Below are 21,480 nucleotides of genomic sequence, written 5' to 3'. Positions count from 1 at the left end.
CGCGTCCGTGGTGGACGCGGCCTTCGGGTCAGGAGGCTGCGAGCGACTCCTTGGCGGCGGACAGTGCCGCCTCGGTGGTGATCCCGAACTCGCGGAACAGGGTCTTGTAGTCGGCCGATGCGCCGAAGTGCTCGATCGAGACGGAGCGGCCGGCGTCGCCGACGTACTTCTGCCAGCCCAGGCTCAGGCCGGCCTCGATCGAGACGCGCGCCTTCACCGAGGAGGGCAGGACCTTCTCGCGGTACTCGGCGTCCTGCTCCTCGAACCACTCGAGGGACGGAGCCGAGACGACGCGGGCGTTGACGCCCTCGCTCCTCAGGGCCTCGCGCGCCTCGACGGCGATCTGGACCTCGGAGCCGGTCGCGATGAAGATCACGTCCGGGGTGCCGCCCGGCGCCTCGGCCAGGATGTAGGCACCACGGGCGACGTTCGCGGCGGAGGCGAAGGTCTCGCCCTCCGCGTCGCCCTCGCCGCGCTCGAACACCGGGATGTTCTGACGGGTGAGCGCGAGGCCGGCGGGGCCCTCGCGGCGCTCGAGGATGGTCTTCCAGGCATAGGCGACCTCGTTCGCGTCACCGGGGCGAACGATGTCCAGGCCCGGGATCGCGCGGAGGGTCGACAGCTGCTCGACCGGCTGGTGCGTCGGGCCGTCCTCGCCGAGCGCCACGGAGTCGTGGGTCCAGACGTAGATGGCCGGCGCCTTCATGAGCGCGGCGAGACGGACCGCCGGGCGCATGTAGTCGGAGAAGATCAGGAAGGTGCCGCCGAAGGGACGGGTGTTGCCGTGCAGGACGATCCCGTTGAGGATCGCGCCCATGGCGTGCTCGCGGATGCCGAAGTGCAGCACGCGGCCGCCCTTCTTCCCGGTCCACTCGTGGGTCGAGAACTCCGTCGGGACGAAGGAGCCGGCTCCCTCGATCGTCGTGTTGTTCGACTCGGCGAGGTCGGCGGAGCCGCCCCACAGCTCGGGGATCACGCCGGCGAGGGCGTTGATGACCTTGCCGGACGCGGCGCGGGTCGAGACCTCCTTGCCGGGCTCGAAGACGGGGAGCGCCTCCTGGACGCCCTCGGGCAGCTCGCCCGAGAGGACCCGGTCGAGCAGCTCCTTCTTCTCGGGGTTCGCGGACGCCCAGGCGGCGAGCTGCTCGTCCCACTCGGCGTGCTGGGCCTGACCGCGCTCGACGGCCTTGCGGGTGTGCTCGATGACCTCGTCGGCGACGTCGAAGGTCTTCTCGGGGTCGAAGCCGAGCACCTCCTTGAGTCCGCGGAGCTCGTCGGCGCCCAGGGCGGAGCCGTGGATCTTGCCGGTGTTCTGCTTCTTCGGCGACGGCCAGCCGATGATGGTGCGCAGGATGATGAGCGACGGCTTGTCGGTCTCGCCCTTCGCAGCCTCGATCGCGGCGTGCAGCTCGGCGACGTCCTCGTGGTACTCGCCGGTCTTCTTCCAGTCGACGACCTGGACCTGCCAGTCGTAGGCCTCGTAGCGCGCCTTGACGTCCTCGGTGAAGGCGATGTTGGTGTCGTCCTCGATCGAGATCTGGTTGGAGTCGTAGATGACGACCAGGTTGCCGAGCTTCTGGTGGCCGGCCAGGGAGGAGGCCTCGCTGGTGACGCCCTCCTGCAGGTCGCCGTCGCCGGCGATCACGTAGACGAAGTGGTCGAACGGGGAGGTGCCCGCGGCGGCCTCCGGGTCGAACAGGTCGCGCTCGAAGCGCGAGGCGTAGGCGAAGCCCACGGCGGAGGCGAGGCCCTGGCCGAGCGGTCCGGTGGTGATCTCGACGCCGTCGGTGTGGCCGTACTCCGGGTGGCCCGGGGTCTTCGAGCCCCAGGTGCGCAGCGCCTTGAGGTCGTCGAGCTCGAGTCCGTAGCCGCCCAGGTAGAACTGGACGTACTGCGTCAGCGAGGAGTGGCCGACCGACAGGATGAACCGGTCGCGGCCGATCCAGGTCGCATCGGACGGATCGCGGCGCATGACCTTCTGGAACAGGAGGTAGGCGGCGGGCGCGAGGCTCATGGCGGTTCCGGGATGGCCGTTGCCGACCTTCTCGACCGCATCCGCGGCGAGAACCCTCGCCGTGTCGACTGCCTTCTCGTCAATGGATTCCCATTGCAGTTCTGACACTTGGTACTGACCCTTCTCGAGACGTGGGGCAGACGGGGACCGTCCGCCCTCTCGCATGGTGGAGCACGCCGCATGACGACTTCGACACGATGCTCCGGCGACGACCCTCTCGGCCCCGTGCCGACGATCGTCGGGCGGGCTCGGGTGCGTGCCGGGCGCTCTGGCGAGCAGTCCCGAGTATACGGAGGGGGGTGCGCCGCTGACCGGGGGTTGCGTGGTCGCATATGTCTGCGTCCGATTGGACAAGCGTGCACGCCGGGCCCGGCTCCCGGACGGGCGCATTACACTCGTTCGGGATCATCGAATCGTTAGAGGAGCAATGGACGCAGTCGTGGAGACCACCGCCGTCGAGCGGGACGGGGCGTCGCCGACGACCCTCTCGCGCAAGGTGAAGGCCTTCGTCGCTCTGACGAAGCCGCGCGTGATCGAGCTGCTCCTCGTGGTGACCGCTCCGACGATGATCCTGGCGCAGGGCGGGATCCCGAACCTGCTGCTGGTCCTCAACGTCCTGATCGGCGGCGCGCTGAGCGCCGGGTCGGCGGGCGCGTTCAACTGCTACTTCGACCGCGACATCGACCGGATCATGAACCGGACGAAGAACCGGCCGCTCGTGACCGGGGAGATCTCGGACCGGGCCGCGCTCGTCTTCGCGACCACGATCGGCGTCCTGTCGATCGTCTGGCTCGGCCTCACGGCCAACTGGCTCTCCGCGGGCCTCTCGCTCGCCGCGATCCTGATCTACGTCGTGTTCTACACGCTCTTCCTCAAGCGCCGGACGCCGCAGAACATCGTGTGGGGCGGCATCGCGGGCTGCATGCCGGTGCTGATCGGCTGGGCGGCGGTCACCGGCTCGCTCGACTGGGCCCCCGTCATCCTCTTCTCCGTCATCTTCCTCTGGACGCCGCCGCACTACTGGCCGTTGTCGATGAAGTACCGGGACGACTACCAGGCCGCCGGCGTGCCGATGCTGGCCGTCGTGCGCGGGCGCACGATCGTCGGGCTCCAGGTCATCCTCTACGCCTGGGCCACCGTCGCCTGCTCGCTCCTGCTGATCCCCGTCGCCGGAATGGGGGTGCTCTACACGGTGGTCGCGCTCGGCAGCGGAGTCTGGTTCATCGCCGAGACGCACCGCCTCTACAGCCTCGCGATCCGTCACGAGCACGTCTCGCCGATGCGGGTGTTCCACGGGTCCATCGGATACCTCACCCTGCTCTTCCTCGCCGTCGGCATCGACCCGCTGCTCCCCTTCTGATGGTGACGCCGTTCTCCTTGCTCGCCGAGCGGGTGATTCTGGGTCCGCGCGCACTGCGCTGGGGGACCACCGCGGCGCTCGTCGCGAGCATCCTGATCATCTTCTTCGGGGGCGTCGTCCGGCTGACCGGCTCTGGCCTCGGCTGCCCCACCTGGCCGGCGTGCGAGCCGGGCTCGCTCACCTCGACCCCCGAGCTCGGGATCCACGGCTTCATCGAGTTCACGAACCGCGCGTTCACCGGCGTCCTCGTGGTCGCGGTGGGCTGGGCGATCACGGCCGCGCGCCTGCAGAAGCCGCGCGACCGCACCATGACCCGGCTCGCTTGGTCGCAGTTCTGGCTCGTCGTCGCGAACGCCCTCGCGGGCGGCGCGACCGTCCACTCGGGCCTCAACCCGTACATCGTGGCCGGGCACTTCGTTCTCGCCATCGCCCTCCTCACCACCACCGCACTGACGTGGCACCGCGCCCACCGCTCGCAGTCCGTGGCCTTCGAGCCGGACCGCCCGACGCGGGCGCTCAGCATCGGGCTCGTCGGCCTGACGCTCCTCGTGATCCTCGTGGGGACCCTCGTGACGGGGACCGGCCCGCACGCCGGCGACTCCGCGGAGGTGCCCCGCATGCAGTTCCACTGGGAGAGCGTGACCGTCGTCCACGGCGTGCTCGGCACGGCGGTGCTCGTCGTGGGCGCCGCGCTGCTCCTGCGCCTGTCGCGGGCGGCGGGCTCGGAGCTCGCCCGGCGGCGCGTGGTCGCCTTCCTCGTGGTCGTCGTGCTGCAGGCGCTGGTCGGGGTCGCGCAGTCGCTCACCGCGCTGCCCGAGACGCTCGTCGCGGTGCACCTGCTCGGCTCGGCGCTCATCTGGGTCGGCGCGGTCCGCGTGCTGCTCGACGTCAACCCGAGGCTGTTCACCGTGCGCGCCCAGCGCCGGGACGCCGCCCAGGAGCTCCAGCCCGCCGCCTGACCGCGGGCTCCGGCTCGGCGGAGAGCAGGTGCCGCCGGAGGCGCAGGAGCACGCGGGGGAGCGCCCGCAGCGGGAGGTCGGCCGCGATCGCGCGGGCGAGAGGGCCGAACGCCCGTGCGGGTCCGGTCGGCAGGCCGGCGCCCACCAGTGCGGTCACGAGTCGTGCGGGGATCGGGGTCGATGCGTCGTTCGTCATGGCGGAACCGAATCACGGACCACCGACACCGGTATGGCCATGCGCGTCTGGAGGCACGTCACCGGTGCCCGGCCGACACCCAGGTGCGGAGGTTCCGCTGAACGGCGGACGCCGGTAGAATGAGAAGCTGGTCACGGTTCGACGCACCCTGCGCACGTGATCCGCACACGGCCCGATGGAGCGCCGACGCACACCTCCGGAATCCAGGGACGCACATCATCCGCTCCGCGCATCAGATCGATCGCGCGACCGGCCGGAGAGCACCCGCGGGCCACCCCCGGGGGAATGACTCCGGGACCCGACCGGTTAGCAGTGGGTAGGAAACGAGGTACACATGTCAGACATCCTGATCGACCGCCCCGAGCTCGAGAGCCTGGGCGTCTACGAGTTCGGCTGGTCCGACTCGGACTCCGCCGGAGCCTCCGCGCGACGCGGCATCTCGCCCGAGGTCGTCTCCGACATCTCCGCGCTCAAGAACGAGCCCGCCTGGATGCGCGACCGCCGCATGAAGGCCCTGAAGCTCTTCGAGCGCAAGCCCATGCCGACGTGGGGCGCCGACCTGTCGGACATCGACTTCGACAACATCAAGTACTTCGTCCGCTCCACCGAGAAGCAGGCGCAGACCTGGGACGACCTTCCGGACGACATCAAGAACACGTACGAGAAGCTCGGCATCCCGGAGGCGGAGCGCCAGCGCCTCGTCGGCGGCGTCGCGGCCCAGTACGAGTCCGAGGTCGTCTACCACCAGATCCGCGAGGACCTGGAGGAGCAGGGCGTCATCTTCATGGACACCGACACGGCGCTGCGCGAGCACCCCGAGATCTTCGAGGAGTACTTCGGCACCGTCATCCCCGCGGGCGACAACAAGTTCGCGGCGCTGAACACCGCGGTCTGGTCCGGCGGCTCCTTCGTGTACGTCCCCAAGGGCGTCCACGTGGACATCCCGCTGCAGGCCTACTTCCGGATCAACACCGAGAACATGGGCCAGTTCGAGCGGACCCTGATCATCGCGGACGAGGACAGCTACGTCCACTACATCGAGGGCTGCACGGCTCCGATCTACAAGTCGGACTCGCTGCACTCGGCCGTGGTCGAGATCATCGTGAAGAAGAACGCCCGCGTGCGCTACACGACGATCCAGAACTGGTCGAACAACGTCTACAACCTCGTCACCAAGCGCGCGATCGCGCACGAGGGCGCGACGATGGAGTGGATCGACGGCAACATCGGCTCCAAGGTCACGATGAAGTACCCGTCGATCTTCCTGGTCGGCGAGCACGCCAAGGGCGAGACCCTCTCCGTCGCGTTCGCGGGCCCCGGCCAGCACCAGGACGCCGGCGCGAAGATGGTCCACATGGCGCCGTACACGCAGTCGTCGATCGTCTCGAAGTCGATCGCCCGCGGCGGCGGTCGCGCCGGATACCGAGGCGAGGTCCGGGTGGACGCGAACGCGCACCACTCGGCGAACACCGTGCGCTGCGACGCCCTCCTGGTCGACACCATCTCGCGCTCCGACACCTACCCGGCGATCGACATCCGTGTCGACGACGTGCAGCTCGGCCACGAGGCGACGGTGTCGAAGGTCAGCGAGGAGCAGCTCTTCTACCTGATGTCGCGCGGCCTGCCGGAGGACGAGGCGATGGCCATGATCGTCCGCGGCTTCATCGAGCCGATCGCGCGCGAGCTGCCCATGGAGTACGCCCTCGAGCTGAACAAGCTCATCGAGATGGGGATGGAGGGCAGCGTCGGTTGACGCCCGCCTCCCCCCTCGAAGGGGCGCCCGGACGGGGCGCCCCGCACCCATCGAAAGGAACCACCGCCAGATGACGGTCCCCACGAGCGCCGCGACCCCCGAGATCGACGGCGCGGCCGCCGCTGAGCGCCTGGGCATCAGCGCCCACTCCGACGGGGCGTTCACGCCCGTGCAGACGCGCTCCGAGCGCTTCGCGTCGGCCGACGTCGAGGCCTTCGAGGCCGTCACCGGCCGCGAGATCGCCTGGAAGCTGACGCCCGTCGCCCGCCTCGGCGATCTGATCGACGGCGCGCTCGACGGCTCGCCCGCCCCCCTCGAGCACGCGGCGGTGGACGGTGTGGACGTCTCGTGGGTCGGCCGCGACGACCAGCGGATCGGCACCGCCGGCCTCCCCGAGGACCGCGCCGCCGCGAACGCCTGGTCGAGCTTCGAGAGGGCCCTCGCCGTCCGCGTGACGGGCGAGGACGAGAAGGTCGCCACCCTCGTCCGCTCGGGCCTCGGCTCCGCACCCCGCGCCGCGCACACGATCATCGAGGCGGCGCCCTACGCCCGCGCCGTCGTCGTGCTGCAGAACGAGGGGGAGGCCTCCCTCGCGGAGAACGTGGAGATCCTCGTCGGCGAGGGCGCGCAGCTCACCGTCGTCACCGTGCAGGAGTGGGCGGATGACGCCCGGCACCTGGCCAACCACTTCGTGCGGGTCGGACGCGACGCGAAGGTGAAGCACATCGTGGTCACCCTCGGCGGCTCCATCGTCCGGGTGAACCCCTCGGCGCACCTCGTCGAGCGCGGAGCGGACGGCGAGCTCTTCGGCCTGTACTTCGCCGACGGCGGCCAGCACCTCGAGCAGCAGGTGTACGTCGACCACGACGCCCCCGACACCCGCAGCCGCGTGACCTACAAGGGCGCGCTGCAGGGCGAGGGCGCGCGCACCGTCTGGATCGGCGACGTCCTGATCCGCAACAGCGCCACCGGCACCGACAGCTACGAGCAGAACCGCAACCTCGTCCTCTCGGACGGCACGCGCGCCGACTCCATTCCGAACCTCGAGATCGAGACCGGTGACATCGCCGGAGCGGGGCACGCCTCGGCGACCGGCCGCTTCGACGACGAGCAGCTCTTCTACCTGCAGTCCCGCGGGATCCGCGAGGACGAGGCGCGACGCCTGGTCGTGCGCGGGTTCCTCAGCGAGATCGTGCAGCAGATCAAGGTCGCCGAGCTCGAGGACCGCCTGCAGCTCGCGATCGAGGCGGAGCTCGCCGGCAGCGCCGGCCAGACCGGCTCCTCCCGCGGAGCGGCGGTCACCGCATGAGCAACGCCGCGATGATCTGCTCGGTCTCCGAGCTGATCCCCAACCAGGCCATGCGGGTCGAGGTCGACGGAGTCGCGATCGCGGTCGTGCAGGACTCCGCCGGCGAGATCCACGCCATCGGCGACACGTGCACGCACGGCGAGATCTCGCTCTCCGAGGGCTTCGTCGAGGGCGACAGCCTCGAGTGCTGGGCGCACGGCTCCCAGTTCTCCCTCCGCACCGGCACCCCCCTGAACCTCCCGGCCTACGAGCCGGTCCCCGTGTTCGTCGTCGAGATCATCGACGGCGACGTCTACATCGACCCGACCGTCACGAAGGAAGTCTGAATGTCCGTTCTCCAGATCAGCGATCTCCACGTCAGTGTCGAGACCGAGCAGGGGACCAAGCAGATCCTCCGCGGTGTCGATCTCACCATCAACCAGGGTGAGATCCACGCGATCATGGGCCCCAACGGGTCCGGCAAGTCCACCCTCGCGTACACGATCGCGGGACACCCCAAGTACCACGTCGACGGCGGCTCGATCACCCTCGACGGCGTCGAGGTCCTCGACATGTCCGTCGACGAGCGCGCCCGCGCGGGCCTCTTCCTCGCCATGCAGTACCCGGTCGAGATCCCCGGTGTGACCAACACCAACTTCCTCCGCACCGCCAAGACCGCGATCGCCGGCGAGGCGCCCGCCATCCGCACGTGGACGAAGGACGTCAAGTCGGCGATGGCGAACCTCCGCATGGACTCGTCCTTCGCGGCGCGCAACGTCAACGAGGGCTTCTCGGGCGGCGAGAAGAAGCGCAACGAGATCCTCCAGCTCGAGCTGCTCGCCCCGCAGTTCGCCGTCCTCGACGAGACCGACTCCGGCCTCGACGTCGACGCGCTCAAGATCGTGTCGGAGGGTGTCAACCGCGCCCACCAGAGCACCGGTCTCGGCGTGCTGCTGATCACGCACTACACGAGGATCCTCCGCTACATCCAGCCCGACTTCGTCCACGTCTTCGTCGCCGGCCGCGTCGCCGAGCAGGGCGGCAAGGAGCTCGCCACCCGGCTCGAGGACGAGGGCTACGACCGCTTCCTGACCTCGGCGACGGTCTGATCATGGCGGTCACCACTCTCGAGCCGAAGCTCTTCGACCAGGTCGAGGAGGCCCTCAAGGACGTCATGGACCCCGAGCTCGGGGTCAACGTGGTCGACCTGGGACTCATCTACGACCTGGGCTGGGACGACGAGAACGACGCCCTCGTCATCCACATGACCCTCACCTCGGCGGGCTGCCCGCTGACCGACGTGCTCGAGGAGCAGACCGCCGAGTCGCTCGACGGCATCGTCGAGGCGTTCCGGATCAACTGGGTCTGGATGCCGCCGTGGGGTCCCGACCGGATCACCGAGGACGGGCGCGACATGATGCGCGCACTCGGCTTCTCGATCTAGCCGCTGCACGCCGACGCCGAAGGGCCGGGAGGAGTCGTCCTCCCGGCCCTTCGGCGTTCCTGTCGTCTCCAGCCTGTCGCAGTCCGTCGCGGAGTCGGAACGGCGGGGCGGGCCGGCTCCGGCGTCGAGGGCTGTCGTCGCCCCTGCCGGTCGAGTCGGTGGAGGTGCCCACCGAGGTCGAGCAGGAGGACCGGGCGGCTCGACCTCTGCTGAACGCCGAAGGGCCGGGAGGAATCGTCCTCCCGGCCCTTCGGCGTCCGTGCGACCGCTCAGCGCGAGCGGCGCGAGAGCATCGCCCAGGTGGTGGGGAGCAGCGCGGCGGCGACCAGCGCCTTGAGCGCGTCGCCGACCAGGAAGGGCACGAGTCCCGCGGAGAGGACGGAGCCGAGGTCGGCGGGCAGCCCCAGCGAGGCGAGGGCGGCGGCCAGCCAGGGCAGGCCGACGAGGTAGATGGTGGCGGTGCCGGCGAGGAAGGTCACCAGCGTGCCGACGACGCGACGGTCCCACTGCCGCTGAGCGAGCCATCCGGTGACGATCGACGCGAGGACGAAGCCGACGATGTAGCCGCCGGTGGGACCCGCGAGGACCGCCCAGCCGTGCGAGCCCTCGGTGAAGACCGGGGCGCCGAGAGCGCCGACGAGCGCGTACACGAGCATGGACAGCGCGCCGCGGAGTGCGCCGAGCGTCGTGCCGACCAGAAGGACCGCGAAGGTCTGGCCCGTGAAGGGGACCGGCCACATCGGGATGAACAGCTGCGCCATCGCCGCGGTGAGACCCGCACCCGCGAGCACCAGCAGGGCGTCGGTCGCGACGGAGCGGGTGACGAGCCGGTCGGCGAGGACCGGGCGCGGGAGGGCGGAAGAGGAAGGGGACATGGGTGATCTCCGAGAGTCCTGGTCGCCCGAGAGCGAGGAGCGAGCGCGTCCGCGGTGAGCGGACGTGGATCCGCCCCGCGGCTCAGGAAATATACTAGGGGGCTGCCGCATCGCGGCCCCTTGCCCCACTCCTCCCGAACCGAACGCCATTTCTTGGCGGGAACGGACAGCACTGTGCTCAGCGTGCACGACCTCGAACTCCGAGTCGGCGCCCGACTCCTGATGGAGAACGTCTCCTTCCGGGTGGGCGACGGCGACAAGGTCGGCCTCGTCGGCCGCAACGGGGCGGGGAAGACGACGCTGACCAAGGTCCTCGCGGGCGACCTCATCGCCTCGAAGGGCACGGTCGACCGCGGCGGCGAGATCGGCTACCTCCCTCAGGACCCGCGCTCCGGCGACCCGGAGGAGCTCGCGCGCACCCGCATCCTCGACGCCCGCGGGCTGGGGCAGCTGGTGCTCGGCATGCAGGAGGCGACGGTCGCGATGTCGAGCAGCGACACCTCCGTGAGCGAGGCCGGCATGAAGAAGTACGGCAACCTCACGGACCGCTTCCTCTCCCTCGGCGGATACGCGGCTGAGGCGGAGGCCGCGTCGATCGCGAGCAACCTCAACCTCCCCGACCGGATCCTCGACCAGCCGCTCAAGACGCTCTCCGGTGGCCAGCGGCGCCGCATCGAGCTCGCGCGCATCCTCTTCTCCGACGCGAGCACGCTGATCCTCGACGAGCCGACGAACCACCTCGACGCCGACTCCGTCGTCTGGCTCCGCGAGTTCCTCAAGAACTACCGCGGCGGCTTCATCGTGATCAGCCACGACATCGAGCTGGTCGGCGAGACCGTGAACCGCGTCTTCTACCTCGACGCCAATCGCCAGGTCATCGACGTCTACAACATGAACTGGAAGAACTACCAGCGCCAGCGCGCCGCCGACGAGGAGCGCCGCAAGAAGGAGCGGGTCAACGTCGAGAAGAAGGCCGGCGCCCTCCAGCTGCAGGCCGCGAAGTTCGGCGCGAAGGCCTCGAAGGCCGCAGCGGCGCACCAGATGGTCGCGCGTGCCGAGCGCATGCTCAGCGGGCTCGAGGAGGTCCGCGCGGTCGACCGCGTCGCGAAGCTCCGGTTCCCGACCCCGTCCGCCTGCGGTCGCACCCCTCTGCAGGCTCAGAACCTGTCGAAGAGCTACGGCTCGCTCGAGATCTTCACCGCCGTCGACCTCGCGATCGACCGCGGCTCCAAGGTCGTCATCCTGGGGCTCAACGGAGCGGGCAAGACGACGCTCCTGCGCATCCTGGGCGGCGTGGACCAGCCCGACACCGGAGTGATCGAGGCCGGGCACGGCCTCCGGATCGGCTACTACGCGCAGGAGCACGAGACGATCGACGTCAAGCGCTCGGTGCTCGAGAACATGGTCTCCTCCAGCCCGAACCTCACCGAGACCGAGGCGCGCCGGGTCCTGGGCTCGTTCCTGTTCACCGGGGACGACTCGCACAAGCCGGCCGGGGTCCTCTCCGGCGGGGAGAAGACCCGTCTCGCCCTGGCGATGATCGTGGTCTCGGGCGCGAACGTGCTCCTGCTCGACGAGCCCACCAACAACCTCGACCCCGCGAGCCGCGAGGAGATCCTCGACGCGCTCGCGCACTACGAGGGCGCGGTCGTCCTGGTCAGCCACGACGAGGGAGCCGTCGAGGCGCTGAACCCCGAGCGCGTCCTGATCATGCCGGAGGGCACCGAGGACCACTGGGCGGCCGACTACCTCGACCTGATCACGCTCGCCTAGCGGGCGTCGAGCAGCTCGTCCTCGACCTCGGAGTCGCTGCGGCCGCGGCGTCGGCGGCGCTCCTCGCGCCGCTCCTCGGCCGCGACGACCTCGGGGTCGTCGGCGTTGCGGATGCGGTACTCGTGGCGGATCGCCCAGCCGAGCCCGCTGAAGCCCATGACGGCGAACAGCACCCACTGGATGGCGTAGCTGATGTGCAGGCCCTCGTCGGCGACCGGCTTGATCGCGGCCAGCGGGGGAGCGTCGACCGGCGCCGGCGCCTCGGCGACCAGCAGGCCGTACGCCGAGGTCCGCAGGGGCTCGTCCAGCTGCGTCGACAGGTCGTCGAGCTGGATCGTGGCGATCTGGCCGGCCGGTGCGGAGCGTCCGTCGATCCGTCCCTCCGCGGGCTTCAGGCGGGCGACGACGGTCACCTCCCCCTCGGGCGGCGCGGGGATCGCGTCGGGGGAGTCCTGGGTCGAGCCGACGGGGACCCAGCCGCGGTCGACGACGAACACGCTGCCGTCGTCGAGCCGCAACGGCGTCAGGATCTCGAAGCCGGGGTTGCCGTTGTAGGGCCGGTTGCGGACGAGGGTCTGCCCCTCCGTCTCGTAGACGCCGGTGACCTCGACCGGGCGGTACTCGAGCGCGTCGTCCCACGTGGAGTCGGCGGGGAGCAGCCCGTCGAGCGCCACCGGGTCGGCGGTCCAGTTCGCGGTGACCAGCCGGTTGGTCGAGGCGGCCTGGTCGAGCCGCGCGACCTGCCAGCGCGAGAGCAGCACGCAGGCGACGGCGAAGACGATCGCGAGAGCGAGGTAGCCGAACCAGCGTCGCGAGAAGACGAAGCGCCAGGAGGGACGGGGCGCGTCGCCGCTCATCGTTCCGCTCCGCGATCGACCGTGTAGAGCGGCTTCACCTCGAGCGGGAAGTCGCGGGCGAGAAGGAACTCGCGCAGGAACTCCCGGTGCTCGCCGCAGGCCAGCCAGGTCTTCCGACGGTCCTCCGCGTGGATCCTCGGGTTCCGCCACTCGATCGCGAACGTCGCCGTCCGCGGGCAGCCCGCTCGGGAGCAGGCGTGCGCGTCGGGGACCCGGCCGAGCGGGATCACGGCCGGTCTCCCCGCGGGTCGCCGCCCTCGGGGCCGGTCGGCGCCTCGGAGTCGGGGGCGGGGGGCGGCGGGACCGGCCGGGAGAGGACGATCGCACCCGGCCGCTCGACGTTGCCGCGCTCGCCCGCGCTGCCGACGTTGGCCAGCACGACGGCGAAGTAGGGCAGAACCACGGCGCCGATGGCGAAGAACAGCAGCCACCAGCCGTGGGCGAAGAGCAGGCAGATGACGCAGAGCATCCTGATGCCCATGGCGATCGAGTACTTGATCGCGCGGGAGCGCCGCTCGGCGCTCGGCGACGGCGGTAGGGAGGTGAGTGTCTCGCGTGGTTTCACAGCCCTGCAAGCCTACGTCGCGGCGGGCGGGTGCAGGCCGGGAGGGCTGCATCCCGGAATCTGTTGCGCGACGCGCCTCTAGGATGTACGGGTCGCCCGGCGCCGCACGAGCGCCGGCAGGAGGGACACCATGACCACGCCGCGCACCGTCCTCGTCACCGGGGGCAACCGGGGGATCGGCTTCGCCATCGCCCAGGAGTTCGTGGCCGCCGGTCACCGGGTCGCCGTGACCGCGCGCTCGGGCTCCGGCCCGGAGGGCTCCCTCACCGTCGTCGCGGACGTGACCGACTCCGCCTCCATCGACGCCGCGTTCACGCAGGTCGAGGCCGAGCTGGGCCCGGTCGAGATCCTGGTGGCGAACGCGGGCATCACCCGCGACACCCTGCTGCTGCGCATGACGGAGGAGGACTTCACGTCCGTCGTCGACACGAACCTCACCGGGGCGTTCCGCGTCGTCAAGCGCGCATCGAAGGGGATGCTCAAGCAGCGCTTCGGCCGCGTCGTCCTCATCTCCAGCGTGGTCGGCCTCTACGGGTCGCCGGGCCAGATCAACTACTCCTCGTCGAAGGCCGCCCTCGTGGGCTTCGCCCGCTCGCTGACCCGCGAGCTCGGCGCCCGCAACATCACCGCCAACGTCGTCGCTCCCGGCTTCATCGAGACCGACATGACCGCGGAGCTCTCGCCGGAGCAGCAGGCGGAGTACCGGAAGAGCATCCCGCTCGCCCGCTACGGCACCGCTGCCGAGGTCGCGAAGGTCACGCGCTGGCTGGCCGGCGACGAGGCGGCGTACATCTCGGGTGCCGTGATCCCGGTCGACGGCGGCCTCGGGATGGGCCACTGACCGATAAGCCCTGGGCTTATATCCGACGGATATAAGCTCTAGGCTTATGCGATGACCTCCTCCGATGTCGTCGCCGTGCTCCTGGACCTGGTGACCTCCCGCTCCCTCGTCGACCGCGCGGGTGCTCAGCGCGAGATCGAGCGGGGCTTCGCCGAGGTGGAGGCCGCGGTCCCGGCGATCCAGCCCCTGCACCCGACGGTCGGCGACGAGTTCCAGGCGATCTACCCCTCCGTCCACGCCGCGCTCCGGGCGACGCTGCAGGCGCGCCTCTCGCTCCCGGCCGGCGTCGACTGCCGCGCGGGCATCGGCCTGGGCGAGGTGCGGGTGGTCGGGTCGGGGATCGCCGGGGACCTCGAGGACGGGTCCGGCTGGTGGCGCGCGCGCGAGGCCATCGATCGCGCCCACGCGCTCGAGGACGGTGCCGTGCCCACGGCCCGCGGATGGTTCGTCGCCGGGGACGCCGACGGGGACTCCGGCGAGGCGGCCGTCAACGCCTACCTCCTCTCCCGCGACGCGCTGGTCGGAGCGCTCAGCGCGCGCGATCGCCGACTCGTGCTGGGGAGCCTGCGCGGAGCGTCGCAGAAGGAGCTGGGCGAGCAGGAGTCGATCTCGCAGCCCGCCGTCTCGCAGGCGCTGCGGCGCGCGGGAGCGGGCGCCCTCCTCGCCGGCGCGCGCCTGCTGGAGGAGACGTGCTGACGGCGCTGCTGCTCGCCGTGATCGGCCTCGGCGACCTCGCGCGCACGCACCTCCGCCGCCGTGGGGCCCTCCTCGCGATCCCCGTGCTCGCCGCCGCAGCCGTGACCGCAGCGCTCCTCGTCGGAGCCCCGCCGCTCGGTGCGGCGATCGTCGTCGTCCTGGCCGGAGCCTGGCTGCTGACGACCACGACCGTCGAGAACGCGCGGCCGCCCGGGGGTCTGCGTCCGGCCGTCGCCCTCGTCGCGGCGGTCCTGGTGCTGACCGCTGTCGACCGCGCCGCTGGCGTCCCGACGGGGCCGCTCGCGCCGACAACCGTCGCGAACACGCTCCCTCCGATCGAGCAGCTCGCTCTGGCGGTCGGAGCCGGGCTCTTCCTGCTGGAGAGCGGCAACGTGATCGTGCGGGCGGCGCTGTTCCGCGAGCTCCCGCAGGCCGAGCCCGCGCCGCGTCCACGCTGGAGCGAGCGGTTCGCGCGTCGGGAGCCGGCCGACGCCCGCCTGCCGGACCTCCAGGGCGGGCGCACGATCGGACCGCTGGAGCGGCTGCTGATCGCCGGCCTCACGCTCGCCGGAGCCATCGGCCTCGCCGGTGCCGTGCTCGCGGCCAAGGGGATCGTGCGCTTCCCCGAGATCTCCCGCGACGGCGGCAGCGGCGAGAAGGCGGAGTACTTCCTGGTGGGCTCGCTCGTCAGCTGGGCGCTGGCGCTCGGCTGCGCCGGACTCGTCGCGATCGCGGGCCGCTGACGCCCCTGAGGGCGGGGGAGGCGGGCCTCAGCCGCGGAGGCCGAGGACGGGCAGCAGCTGCGACAGGTCGAGGCCGCCGACGACGAGGTCGGCGCGCTCGCGCACCAGGGGCTTGGCGTTGAAGGCGACCGCGAGGGAGGCGACCGCCATCATCTCCAGGTCGTTCGCACCGTCGCCGACGGCGATCGTGCGCTGCGGCGGGACGCCCGAGACCGCCGCCCACTCGCGGAGCGCCTCCGCCTTGGCCGCGGCGTCGATGACCGCCCCGTCGACCGCTCCGGTCAGCAGGCCGCCCCCGCAGCAGAGGCGGTTGGCCCGGACGAAGTCGAGGCCGAGCGCACCGGCGACCGGGTCGAGGACCTCGTGGAACCCTCCGGACACCACTCCGATGCGGCCGCCGGCGGAGTGGACGCCGGCCACGAGCTCGGCGGCGCCGGGCGTGACGCGGACGCCCGAGCTCACACCGGGGAGCACCGACTCCGGGACCCCGGCGAGAGTGGCGACCCGCTCGCGGAGGCTCTCGCCGAAGTCGAGCTCGCCGCGCATCGCCCGCTCCGTGACGGCGGCGACGCGCTCCTCGGAGCCGGCGTGCACCGCGAGGAGCTCGATCACCTCGTCCTGGAGGAGGGTGGAGTCCGCGTCGAGGACGACGAGGAAGCGGGCAGGCGTCGCAGGACGCTCACTCATGGGCCGGTCCGATCGGTCGGGTGGGCGCGCCGGGGCGCAGAGCTCGACCCGCGGGGGTGCTACGGGTGGACGACGACGCCCTTGCCGACGACGGTGATGCCCGACTCGGTGACGGTGAACCCGCGCTCGCGATCGCGGTCGTGGTCCACGCCGACTCGAGCACCGGGCTCGACGACGACGTCCTTGTCGAGGATAGCGCGGACGACCAGCGCGTCAGGGCCGATGCGGACCTTGTCGAAGACCACCGAGTCGGTGACCGTCGCGTTCGACTCGATGACCGTCCAGGGCCCGACGACGCTGCGCTCGATGTGCGCGCCCGAGATCACGGTTCCGAGCGAGACGACCGAGTCGACCGTCGATCCCATGTTGCCCTTGCCGTCGCGGACGATCTTGGCCGGAGGGGAGTTCAGCTGCGACGAGAAGATCGGCCACTGCTGGTTGTAGAGGTTGAAGACCGGCAGCGCCGAGATGAGGTCCTGGTGGGCCTCGAAGAAGGAGTCGATGGTGCCGACGTCCCGCCAGTAGTAGCGGTCGCGGTCGGTCGAGCCGGGGACGTCGTTGAGCTTGAGGTCGTAGACGCCGGCCTCGCCGCGCGCGACGAAGTCGGGGATGATGTCGCCGCCCATGTCGTGGTCCGACGTGGAGGACTCGCCGTCGCGGATGACCGCGTCGATCAGGGCGTCCGCGTCGAAGACGTAGTTGCCCATGGAGGCGAGGACCTCGTGCGGGGAGTCGGCCAGGCCGACGGCGTCCTTGGGCTTCTCGAGGAACTCGGAGATCATCGTCGGGACGATGCCGTCGCCCGCCTCGTCACCGGCGAGCTGGATGACGCCGAACTGGTCCGCGAGCTCGATCGGCTGGCGGATGGCCGCGACGGTCGCCTTCGCACCGGAAGTGATGTGCGCGTCGATCATCTGCGAGAAGTCCATGCGGTAGACGTGGTCGGCGCCGACCACGACGACGATGTCGGGCTTCTCGTCGCGGATCAGGTTGAGGCTCTGCAGGATCGCGTCGGCCGAGCCGCTGAACCAGCGCTTGCCCAGGCGCTGCTGCGCGGGGACCGAGGCGACGTAGGAGTTCAGGAGCCCGGAGAGGCGCCAGGTCTGCGAGACGTGGCGGTCGAGCGAGTGCGACTTGTACTGCGTCAGCACGACGATCTGGGTGAGACCGGAGTTGATCAGGTTGGACAGCGCGAAGTCGATCAGCCGGTACTGCCCGCCGAACGGCACCGCGGGCTTGGCCCGGTCCGCCGTGAGGGGCATGAGGCGCTTTCCCTCGCCGCCGGCGAGGACGATGCCGAAGATCTTCTTTGACTGCATGGCACCACAGTAGGGGCTCGGGCTTCCCCGTGGACCCCGGCTGTCGCCGGGGGAGCGCCCTGTACTACGGTTCGGGGGTGCGAGTCGATCTGCTGACCAAGGAATACCCGCCCGAGGTGTACGGGGGAGCCGGTGTCCACGTGGCCGAGCTCACCAAGGCGCTGCGCAGCGACCTGGAGGTCGTGGTGCGCTGCTTCGGCGCGCCGCGCGAGGAGGAGGGCACGTTCGCGTACTCCGTCCCCGCGGAGCTCGCCGAGGCGAACGGCGCGCTGCAGACCCTCGGGGTCGACCTGCAGATCGCGCAGGACGCGGCGGGGGCCGACCTGGTCCACTCCCACACCTGGTACGCCAACGCCGCGGGGCGTCTCGCCCAGCTCCTGCACGGCATCCCGCACGTGGTCTCGGCGCACAGCCTCGAGCCGCTGCGTCCGTGGAAGGCCGAGCAGCTCGGCGGCGGCTACCGCGTCTCGAGCTGGATCGAGCGGGAGGCGTACGAGAACGCCGACGCCGTGATCGCGGTGTCCGGCGGCATGCGCGAGGACATCCTCCGCTCCTACCCGGCCCTGGACCCGGCGAAGGTCCACGTGGTCTACAACGGCATCGACCTCGACGCCTGGCACCCGGTCGAGGACGAGGCCGTCCTCGCCGAGCTGGGCATCGACCCCTCGCGCCCCTCCGTGGTCTTCGTCGGCCGCATCACCCGGCAGAAGGGCCTGCCCTACCTGCTCCGCGCCGCGGCGACCCTGCCTCCCGAGGTGCAGCTCGTGCTCTGCGCGGGCGCCCCCGACACCCCCGAGATCATGGCCGAGGTCACCTCCCTCGTCCGCAGCCTCCAGGAGGAGCGCACCGGCGTCGTCTGGATCGACCGGCACCTGCCGCGCCACCAGCTCTCCGCGGTCCTGACGAACGCGACCACGTTCGTCTGCCCCTCGATCTACGAGCCCCTCGGCATCGTCAACCTCGAGGCGATGGCCTGCGGTGCGGCGGTCGTCGGGACGGCGACCGGCGGCATCCCGGAGGTCGTCGACGACGGCGTGACCGGCCGTCTCGTCCCGATCGAGCAGGTCACCGACGGCACCGGTACCCCCGTGGACCCGGAGCGCTACGTCGCCGACCTGGCCGCCGTCCTCGCCGAGGTCGTCGCCGACCCGGAGACGGCGAAGCGGATGGGCGCCGCGGGCCGCGAGCGCGCGCAGAGCCACTTCAGCTGGACGCAGATCGCGCGGGACACCCGGGCGATCTACGACTCGCTCGTCTGAGCCTCCCGGCCGCCTCCTTTAGAATGGCTCCCATGCCCAGCGTTGTCTCGTTCGTCGATGTGTCCTTCGTCCGGAACGGCAAGCGGATCCTCGACCACGTGTCGTGGGACGTGGCCGAGGACGAGCGCTGGGTGATCCTCGGCCCCAACGGGGCGGGCAAGACCTCGATCCTGCAGATCGCCGCCGCGCAGAACTACCCCTCGACCGGTGCCGCGCACCTGCTCGAGGAGACCCTCGGCCGGGTCGACGTGTTCGAGCTGCGCCCGCGCATCGGCTACGCCTCGACCGCGATGGCGCGCCGCCTCCCGGCGGGTGAGAGCGTGCTCGACGTCGTGATGACCGCCGCCTACGCCGTCACCGGCCGCTGGAACGAGGGCTACGACGCGATCGACGAGCGCCGCGCCCGCCGCGTGCTGTCCGAGTGGAAGCTCGAGCACCTCGCCGAGCGCACCTTCGGGACGCTCTCGGACGGCGAGCAGAAGCGCGTCCAGATCGCCCGCGCGATCATGACCGACCCCGAGCTGCTCCTGCTCGACGAGCCGGCCGCGAGCCTCGACCTCGGCGCCCGCGAGGAGCTCGTCCAGCTGCTGGGCGGCTTCGCTAAGGACCCGGCGTCGCCCGCGATCGTGATGGTGACCCACCACGTCGAGGAGATCCCCGACGGCTTCACCCACGCCCTGCTCCTCCGCGACGGAGCGGTGGTGGCGGCGGGCCCGCTGGCCGAGTCCCTGACCGAGGCGACGCTCGCCGAGACCTTCGGGCTCGACATCGCTCTCACCCGCGAGAACGGGCGCTTCTCGGCCCGCGCCCGCGGCTGACCCCGGCTCCGGGGTCCGGGCGCGGCGCGACTTCTGCGCGCGCTGCCGGTCTGGTATTCTCGGTAGCTGGTTCGGGCCCGTTCGCGGTGCGCCCGCCCTCATCCACCCGTTCCCGTCGACGACAGGTGCGGTTCAGGACCATCGACGACAGGACACGACCATGAAGACCGACATCCACCCCGAGTACTCCGCGATCGTCTTCCGCGACCTCGCGTCCGGTGAGACCTTCCTCACCCGCTCGACCGCGAAGAGCAGCAAGACGATCGAGCTCGACGGCGTGACCTACCCCGTCATCGACGTCGAGATCTCCTCCGCCTCGCACCCGTTCTACACGGGCAAGCAGCGCATCATGGACTCGGCCGGCCGCGTCGAGAAGTTCAACAGCCGCTACAAGAACTTCGGCAAGTAGCACTCCTCGAAGGGCCCTCGACCTCACGGTCGGGGGCCCTTCGTCGTTCCCGCGGGGCGGTCCTCAGTAGCGGTAGAAGCCCTCTCCGGTGGCCGTTCCGAGGCGGCCGCGATCGACGTACTCCGTCTTCAGGTGGGCGGCGAACGCCTGGGAGGCCTCGTCCGGGGCCGCGGCGGCGATGTTGTAGGCGGTCCGCAGACCGACGACGTCGAAGATCTGGAAGGGTCCGAGAGGGGCGCCGGTGCCGATCCTCCAGGTCTTGTCGATGGTCTCGTGGTCAGCGTAGCCGCCCATGAGCAGACCCGACGCGGCGTTGAGGAGCGGCACCAGCAGCGAGTTCAGGACGTAGCCGGCCTTCTCCTTCTGCAGCCTGATGGGCTCGAGGCCGCTGGAGACGACGAACTCCACGACGGCGTCGACCACGGCGGGGTCCGTGTCCGCCGTTCCCATGATCTCGGCCGTGTTCTGCGCCCAGACGTGGTTGGCGTAGTGCAGCGCGAGGAACCGGTCGGGTCGGCCGGTCGAGGCCTTCAGGTCGCTGGGGAGCAGCGTGGACGAGTTGGTCGCGAAGACCGTGCGCTCGGGAGCGAGCGCACCCAGGCGGCCGTACAGCTCCTGCTTCAGGCCCAGGTCCTCGGGGGCGGCCTCGATCACGAGGTCGGCGTCGGCGACAGCCTCCGCGAGGTCGGAGGTGAGGCGGAGGGAGTCGAGCGCCTCCTGCGGTCCGCCGGCGACGCCGCCGGGCACCGACTCGTAGACGCCCGCAAGACCGCGGAGCCGCTCGCGCGCCGACTCGAGGACGTCGTCGGAGAGGTCGTAGACGGTGACGGCGAAGCCGTGGAAGGACGACTGGAAGGCGATCTGGGAGCCGAGCACTCCGCTGCCGAGGACGGTGACCGTGCGGATGGTGGGCATGACTTCTCCTTGCGAGAGGGGGGGGGAGGGGGAACACGTGCTCACCCGATCCCACAGCGCCGCGGTCCGCGGAGCGAGGGCTTGCGCCGACGGGCGGGCCGTGGCCGTCGGGGAGCCGGCGCGGTAGCGTCCCGGCATGGTGTCCTTCGCCGACAAGCCGATCCTGCCGTTCACGACTCCTGAAGAGTGGGACGCCTACCTCCGCGGCGAGCCCGACCCGGACGGAGTCCGGCTGAAGCTGCGGAAGAAGGCCGCCGTCGATCCGGGGATCACCTACGCCGAGGCGCTCGACATCGCGCTCTGCCACGGCTGGATCGACGGTCAGGCGGGAGCCTTCGACGAGCAGTTCAAGCTCCAGGCCTTCACCCCGCGGCGTCGCGCGAGCCCGTGGTCCAAGGTCAACCGCGATCATGTCGCACGGCTGCTGGCGGAGGGTCGGATGCTGCCGGGCGGGCTGGCCGAGGTCGAGCGGGCACGTGCCGACGGGCGCTGGGACGCGGCCTACCGGCAGCGCGATGCGGAGGTGCCGGACGACTTCCAGCGGGCGCTCGACGCGGATCCGCAGGCGCTGGCCTTCTTCGCGACCGTCGGCGGGCAGAGGCGCTTCGCGTTCCTCTTCCGCCTCTCGCAGCTGAAGCGGGCGGCGACGCGGGAGCGGCGGATCGCGGAGTACGTGGCGCTCCTGCGCGAGGGGCGCACGCTGACCTGA

At 70.9% G+C, this 21,480-nt stretch carries 23 protein-coding genes; 15 read left to right on the top strand and 8 right to left on the bottom strand.

Going from position 1 to position 21,480, the window contains the following annotated elements; translation table 11 throughout:
- Positions 1 to 28: 28 nt before the first annotated feature.
- The gene (tkt, locus tag C5B98_RS05010; RefSeq protein ID WP_104221926.1) at positions 29 to 2,122 is read right to left on the bottom strand and encodes a transketolase; all 2,094 of its coding nucleotides are present in this window, start codon (positions 2,120 to 2,122) and stop codon (positions 29 to 31) included.
- Between the two features lie 319 nt (positions 2,123 to 2,441).
- Between tkt and C5B98_RS05005 the strand changes: the two genes are divergently transcribed.
- The 7 genes from C5B98_RS05005 to C5B98_RS04975 all read left to right on the top strand — a co-directional run bounded on the left by C5B98_RS05005 (position 2,442) and on the right by C5B98_RS04975 (position 9,014).
- The gene (locus C5B98_RS05005; RefSeq protein WP_104221928.1) at positions 2,442 to 3,374 is read left to right on the top strand and encodes a heme o synthase; all 933 of its coding nucleotides are present in this window, start codon (positions 2,442 to 2,444) and stop codon (positions 3,372 to 3,374) included.
- Entirely contained in the window at positions 3,374 to 4,333 is a 960-nt protein-coding gene (locus C5B98_RS05000) for a heme A synthase (RefSeq protein WP_104221931.1), read from the top strand. The genes C5B98_RS05005 and C5B98_RS05000 overlap by 1 nt, the downstream gene beginning before the upstream one ends.
- Positions 4,334 to 4,863: 530 nt before the next feature.
- Positions 4,864 to 6,282, top strand: coding sequence for a Fe-S cluster assembly protein SufB (gene sufB / locus C5B98_RS04995; RefSeq protein ID WP_104221933.1), 1,419 nt, complete (start codon positions 4,864 to 4,866; stop codon positions 6,280 to 6,282).
- A gap of 70 nt (positions 6,283 to 6,352) precedes the next feature.
- Entirely contained in the window at positions 6,353 to 7,591 is a 1,239-nt protein-coding gene (gene sufD / locus C5B98_RS04990) for a Fe-S cluster assembly protein SufD (RefSeq protein WP_104221935.1), read from the top strand.
- Positions 7,588 to 7,917: a non-heme iron oxygenase ferredoxin subunit gene (locus C5B98_RS04985; protein ID WP_077222834.1), complete on the top strand. Its 330-nt coding sequence runs from the start codon at positions 7,588 to 7,590 to the stop codon at positions 7,915 to 7,917. Before sufD ends, C5B98_RS04985 begins: the two co-directional genes overlap by 4 nt.
- Positions 7,918 to 8,679, top strand: a complete 762-nt coding sequence (gene sufC / locus C5B98_RS04980) for a Fe-S cluster assembly ATPase SufC (RefSeq protein ID WP_104221937.1) — start codon at positions 7,918 to 7,920, stop codon at positions 8,677 to 8,679. It abuts the gene before it with no gap.
- A gap of 2 nt (positions 8,680 to 8,681) precedes the next feature.
- Entirely contained in the window at positions 8,682 to 9,014 is a 333-nt protein-coding gene (locus C5B98_RS04975) for a metal-sulfur cluster assembly factor (RefSeq protein ID WP_104221939.1), read from the top strand.
- 269 nt (positions 9,015 to 9,283) lie between these two features.
- Here C5B98_RS04975 and C5B98_RS04970 read toward each other — a convergent pair whose 3' ends face one another.
- The gene (locus tag C5B98_RS04970) at positions 9,284 to 9,889 is read right to left on the bottom strand and encodes a biotin transporter BioY (protein WP_104221941.1); all 606 of its coding nucleotides are present in this window, start codon (positions 9,887 to 9,889) and stop codon (positions 9,284 to 9,286) included.
- 174 nt (positions 9,890 to 10,063) lie between these two features.
- Here C5B98_RS04970 and C5B98_RS04965 point away from each other — a divergent pair, with 174 nt between their 5' ends.
- Positions 10,064 to 11,662 (top strand): ABC-F family ATP-binding cassette domain-containing protein, encoded by a 1,599-nt coding sequence (locus tag C5B98_RS04965; RefSeq protein ID WP_104221943.1) that lies wholly within the window; start codon positions 10,064 to 10,066, stop codon positions 11,660 to 11,662.
- On the opposite strand, the gene C5B98_RS04960 is transcribed toward C5B98_RS04965, so the two are convergent.
- The 3 genes from C5B98_RS04960 to C5B98_RS04950 are packed head-to-tail and all read right to left on the bottom strand — an operon-like array spanning position 11,659 to position 13,084.
- The gene (locus tag C5B98_RS04960) at positions 11,659 to 12,519 is read right to left on the bottom strand and encodes an SURF1 family protein (protein WP_104221945.1); all 861 of its coding nucleotides are present in this window, start codon (positions 12,517 to 12,519) and stop codon (positions 11,659 to 11,661) included. The genes C5B98_RS04965 and C5B98_RS04960 overlap by 4 nt on opposite strands.
- Positions 12,516 to 12,749 (bottom strand): hypothetical protein, encoded by a 234-nt coding sequence (locus tag C5B98_RS04955; RefSeq protein ID WP_104221947.1) that lies wholly within the window; start codon positions 12,747 to 12,749, stop codon positions 12,516 to 12,518. Before C5B98_RS04955 ends, C5B98_RS04960 begins: the two co-directional genes overlap by 4 nt.
- On the bottom strand, positions 12,746 to 13,084 hold the full coding sequence (locus C5B98_RS04950; RefSeq protein ID WP_104221949.1) for a DUF3099 domain-containing protein: 339 nt from the start codon (positions 13,082 to 13,084) through the stop codon (positions 12,746 to 12,748). The genes C5B98_RS04955 and C5B98_RS04950 overlap by 4 nt, the downstream gene beginning before the upstream one ends.
- 130 nt (positions 13,085 to 13,214) lie before the next feature.
- Between C5B98_RS04950 and C5B98_RS04945 the strand changes: the two genes are divergently transcribed.
- The 3 genes from C5B98_RS04945 to C5B98_RS04935 are packed head-to-tail and all read left to right on the top strand — an operon-like array spanning position 13,215 to position 15,364.
- The gene (locus C5B98_RS04945) at positions 13,215 to 13,925 is read left to right on the top strand and encodes a beta-ketoacyl-ACP reductase (protein ID WP_104221952.1); all 711 of its coding nucleotides are present in this window, start codon (positions 13,215 to 13,217) and stop codon (positions 13,923 to 13,925) included.
- Positions 13,926 to 13,976: 51 nt separating this feature from the next.
- A complete protein-coding gene (locus C5B98_RS04940; protein WP_104221954.1) occupies positions 13,977 to 14,621 on the top strand; it encodes a SatD family protein in 645 nt (214 codons plus the stop codon).
- Positions 14,615 to 15,364, top strand: coding sequence for a hypothetical protein (locus tag C5B98_RS04935; RefSeq protein WP_104221956.1), 750 nt, complete (start codon positions 14,615 to 14,617; stop codon positions 15,362 to 15,364). The genes C5B98_RS04940 and C5B98_RS04935 overlap by 7 nt, the downstream gene beginning before the upstream one ends.
- Positions 15,365 to 15,391: 27 nt before the next feature.
- Here the strand turns inward: C5B98_RS04935 and serB are convergent, their stop codons facing one another.
- Complete coding sequence (gene serB, locus C5B98_RS04930; protein WP_104221958.1) at positions 15,392 to 16,051, bottom strand: phosphoserine phosphatase SerB; 660 nt, start codon at positions 16,049 to 16,051, stop codon at positions 15,392 to 15,394.
- Between the two features lie 59 nt (positions 16,052 to 16,110).
- A complete protein-coding gene (locus C5B98_RS04925) occupies positions 16,111 to 17,370 on the bottom strand; it encodes a glucose-1-phosphate adenylyltransferase (RefSeq protein WP_104221960.1) in 1,260 nt (419 codons plus the stop codon).
- 77 nt (positions 17,371 to 17,447) lie between these two features.
- Here C5B98_RS04925 and glgA point away from each other — a divergent pair, with 77 nt between their 5' ends.
- The 3 genes from glgA to C5B98_RS04910 all read left to right on the top strand — a co-directional run bounded on the left by glgA (position 17,448) and on the right by C5B98_RS04910 (position 19,856).
- Complete coding sequence (gene glgA, locus C5B98_RS04920) at positions 17,448 to 18,629, top strand: glycogen synthase (RefSeq protein WP_104221962.1); 1,182 nt, start codon at positions 17,448 to 17,450, stop codon at positions 18,627 to 18,629.
- A gap of 32 nt (positions 18,630 to 18,661) precedes the next feature.
- Positions 18,662 to 19,447 carry an ABC transporter ATP-binding protein gene (locus C5B98_RS04915; RefSeq protein ID WP_104221964.1) on the top strand — a complete coding sequence of 262 codons (786 nt, stop codon included), beginning with the start codon at positions 18,662 to 18,664 and terminating at the stop codon, positions 19,445 to 19,447.
- 160 nt (positions 19,448 to 19,607) lie between these two features.
- Complete coding sequence (locus C5B98_RS04910; protein ID WP_068253003.1) at positions 19,608 to 19,856, top strand: type B 50S ribosomal protein L31; 249 nt, start codon at positions 19,608 to 19,610, stop codon at positions 19,854 to 19,856.
- Positions 19,857 to 19,919: 63 nt separating this feature from the next.
- Here the strand turns inward: C5B98_RS04910 and C5B98_RS04905 are convergent, their stop codons facing one another.
- The gene (locus tag C5B98_RS04905; protein WP_104221966.1) at positions 19,920 to 20,771 is read right to left on the bottom strand and encodes a 3-hydroxyacyl-CoA dehydrogenase; all 852 of its coding nucleotides are present in this window, start codon (positions 20,769 to 20,771) and stop codon (positions 19,920 to 19,922) included.
- Between the two features lie 136 nt (positions 20,772 to 20,907).
- Here C5B98_RS04905 and C5B98_RS04900 point away from each other — a divergent pair, with 136 nt between their 5' ends.
- Positions 20,908 to 21,480 carry a YdeI family protein gene (locus C5B98_RS04900; protein WP_104221968.1) on the top strand — a complete coding sequence of 191 codons (573 nt, stop codon included), beginning with the start codon at positions 20,908 to 20,910 and terminating at the stop codon, positions 21,478 to 21,480.

Origin of the sequence: Rathayibacter sp. AY1A5, assembly GCF_002930875.1 — a bacterium.
In the GTDB taxonomy this organism is placed as follows: domain Bacteria; phylum Actinomycetota; class Actinomycetes; order Actinomycetales; family Microbacteriaceae; genus Rathayibacter.
Note: the sequence above shows the minus strand (reverse complement) of the source record. Positions and strands in the feature narration are given on the sequence as shown.

Coding starts and splice junctions, on each gene's coding strand:
- C5B98_RS05005 (WP_104221928.1), top strand. CDS start 2,442: ATGGACGCAGTCGTGGAGACCACCGCCGTCGAGCGGGACGGGGCGTCG.
- C5B98_RS05000 (WP_104221931.1), top strand. CDS start 3,374: ATGGTGACGCCGTTCTCCTTGCTCGCCGAGCGGGTGATTCTGGGTCCG.
- sufB (WP_104221933.1), top strand. CDS start 4,864: ATGTCAGACATCCTGATCGACCGCCCCGAGCTCGAGAGCCTGGGCGTC.
- sufD (WP_104221935.1), top strand. CDS start 6,353: ATGACGGTCCCCACGAGCGCCGCGACCCCCGAGATCGACGGCGCGGCC.
- C5B98_RS04985 (WP_077222834.1), top strand. CDS start 7,588: ATGAGCAACGCCGCGATGATCTGCTCGGTCTCCGAGCTGATCCCCAAC.
- sufC (WP_104221937.1), top strand. CDS start 7,918: ATGTCCGTTCTCCAGATCAGCGATCTCCACGTCAGTGTCGAGACCGAG.
- C5B98_RS04975 (WP_104221939.1), top strand. CDS start 8,682: ATGGCGGTCACCACTCTCGAGCCGAAGCTCTTCGACCAGGTCGAGGAG.
- C5B98_RS04970 (WP_104221941.1), bottom strand. CDS start 9,889: ATGTCCCCTTCCTCTTCCGCCCTCCCGCGCCCGGTCCTCGCCGACCGG.
- C5B98_RS04960 (WP_104221945.1), bottom strand. CDS start 12,519: ATGAGCGGCGACGCGCCCCGTCCCTCCTGGCGCTTCGTCTTCTCGCGA.
- C5B98_RS04945 (WP_104221952.1), top strand. CDS start 13,215: ATGACCACGCCGCGCACCGTCCTCGTCACCGGGGGCAACCGGGGGATC.
- C5B98_RS04940 (WP_104221954.1), top strand. CDS start 13,977: ATGACCTCCTCCGATGTCGTCGCCGTGCTCCTGGACCTGGTGACCTCC.
- serB (WP_104221958.1), bottom strand. CDS start 16,051: ATGAGTGAGCGTCCTGCGACGCCTGCCCGCTTCCTCGTCGTCCTCGAC.
- C5B98_RS04925 (WP_104221960.1), bottom strand. CDS start 17,370: ATGCAGTCAAAGAAGATCTTCGGCATCGTCCTCGCCGGCGGCGAGGGA.
- C5B98_RS04915 (WP_104221964.1), top strand. CDS start 18,662: ATGCCCAGCGTTGTCTCGTTCGTCGATGTGTCCTTCGTCCGGAACGGC.
- C5B98_RS04910 (WP_068253003.1), top strand. CDS start 19,608: ATGAAGACCGACATCCACCCCGAGTACTCCGCGATCGTCTTCCGCGAC.
- C5B98_RS04905 (WP_104221966.1), bottom strand. CDS start 20,771: ATGCCCACCATCCGCACGGTCACCGTCCTCGGCAGCGGAGTGCTCGGC.
- C5B98_RS04900 (WP_104221968.1), top strand. CDS start 20,908: ATGGTGTCCTTCGCCGACAAGCCGATCCTGCCGTTCACGACTCCTGAA.